This window comes from Bacillus sp. G1(2015b) (genome assembly GCF_001482475.1).
In the GTDB taxonomy this organism is placed as follows: domain Bacteria; phylum Bacillota; class Bacilli; order Bacillales; family Bacillaceae; genus Bacillus; species Bacillus safensis.
The window spans coordinates 1-645 of the sequence record NZ_LKIC01000018.1; the positions used below are offsets into that span (position 1 = coordinate 1).

Annotated in this window: 1 rRNA gene; it reads left to right on the plus strand. The window is 35.2% G+C overall.

Annotated features, from left to right (window positions below):
* A 5S ribosomal RNA gene (gene rrf / locus AMR95_RS10205) occupies positions 1 to 87 on the plus strand; the annotation flags it as partial.
* Positions 88 to 645 lie beyond the last annotated feature (558 nt).

The window sequence follows — 645 nt, forward strand, 5'->3', positions numbered from 1 at the left end:
CGTTCCCATACCGAACACGGAAGTTAAGCTCTTCAGCGCCGATGGTAGTTGGGGGTTTCCCCCTGTGAGAGTAGGACGCCGCCAAGCTTCTATCAGGATCAGTTCCATTTGGAACTGGTCTTTTTTGTGTAAGTTGAGGGTACATCTATCTACTTGTTTGATGAAAGATCGTCGCTTCATCTTATGTCCAAAAGCAGCGTGTGAAATACTTGGACATAAAGAGAAAAAGCGCCTATCGCATAAAACCTTATCTATAAAAAACAATAGAGAGAAAGAGTGTTAATTTATTTAGAGGCGTTCATACATCTTTAATTAAATTGAAGATGTGTAAGCCTATTCGATTTCTATAAATGCTTTACGTCTTAAGAGATACCTATATCATTAAAGTATAAAAATAAAAGACTGCTAATATTTCTAAAGGAATTGAACGTTTTGAAAGAGAATATAGAGAAGAGAAGCTCACCTGCTAAACGTTGAACAGCAGCTGTATGAATAGGTGATATGACGATTATTTGTTAAAAGAATAACGCAATGAAAATTGAAATAAAATTTTTTTAATATAGCCTTTACAAATGATTAAAACCTGTATATAATAATCTTTGTCGGATCGAGAGATTCTTACATAGTGGAGGATTAGCTCAGCTG